General features: G+C 34.2%; 2 protein-coding genes. Both read left to right on the top strand.

What is annotated here, in order from left to right; all coding sequences use genetic code 11:
- On the top strand, positions 1-592 hold a 592-nt coding region (locus tag DIU01_RS12530; RefSeq protein ID WP_290834964.1), incomplete at its 5' end, for a M13 family metallopeptidase.
- Between the two features lie 64 nt (positions 593-656).
- On the top strand, positions 657-915 hold a 259-nt coding region (locus tag DIU01_RS12525), incomplete at its 3' end, for a hypothetical protein (protein ID WP_290834962.1).

Raw genomic sequence — 915 nt, 5'->3', positions numbered from 1 at the left:
AATTGTTTTTCCAGCGGCAATTTTGCAACCACCATTTTATGATTATAAAGCCGATGAAGCTGTAAATTATGGCGGAATTGGAGCAGTAATTGGTCATGAAATCTCACACGGATTTGACGATTCGGGTTCAAGATATAATGCCGATGGAAATCTTGTAAACTGGTGGACTGAAGACGATTTAAAACAATTTACAGGTCTTGGCGGAGCACTTGCAGCACAATACAGCGCATTAGAACCAATTCCAGGAACTTTTGTTGATGGTAAATTTACTCTTGGTGAAAACATTGGAGATTTAGGCGGAATAAATGCTGCTTATGATGGATTACAAATACATTTAAAGCAAAATGGAAATCCAGGTTTAATTGACGGTTACACACCAGAACAAAGATTGTTCATTTCTTGGGCAACCATTTGGAGAACCAAAATGAGAGATGAAGCCATCAAGAATTTTGTTAAAACAGATACGCATTCGCCAGGAATGTATCGCGCTTATGTACCATTGCAAAACGTAGATTCGTTCTACAAAGCATTCGATATTAAAGAGACAGATAAGTTGTATGTAAAACCAGAAAACAGAGTTAAAATCTGGTAAGAAATTATAAAAAATTCCAAGAGGTGCATTATGTTGCACCTCTTTTTATTTAAATTTAAAATATATGAAGAAACTATTTTTATTGATTTTATTGTCAAGTTTTGTTGGGATTTCTCAAGAAAAAATGGAACTCATTTATAAAGTAACAAGCACTGGATCGATGTATGATCCAACAGATGAAAACGCAAAACCAATCCAAGAGTACATTCTCAAAATGGAAGCTCAATTGGATGATTTAACTTATTCATTAAGGTTAAAAGGAAATGAATCACTATGGTTTTTACATGATAAAGAATCTTATTCCAATGCACACATGGGAAAAG

The sequence above is a fragment of the Flavobacterium sp. genome, assembly GCF_003525665.1.
GTDB lineage: Bacteria > Bacteroidota > Bacteroidia > Flavobacteriales > Flavobacteriaceae > Flavobacterium.
The sequence above is the reverse complement of the archived record's forward strand: the minus strand, read 5'-3'. Positions and strand labels throughout refer to the sequence as shown.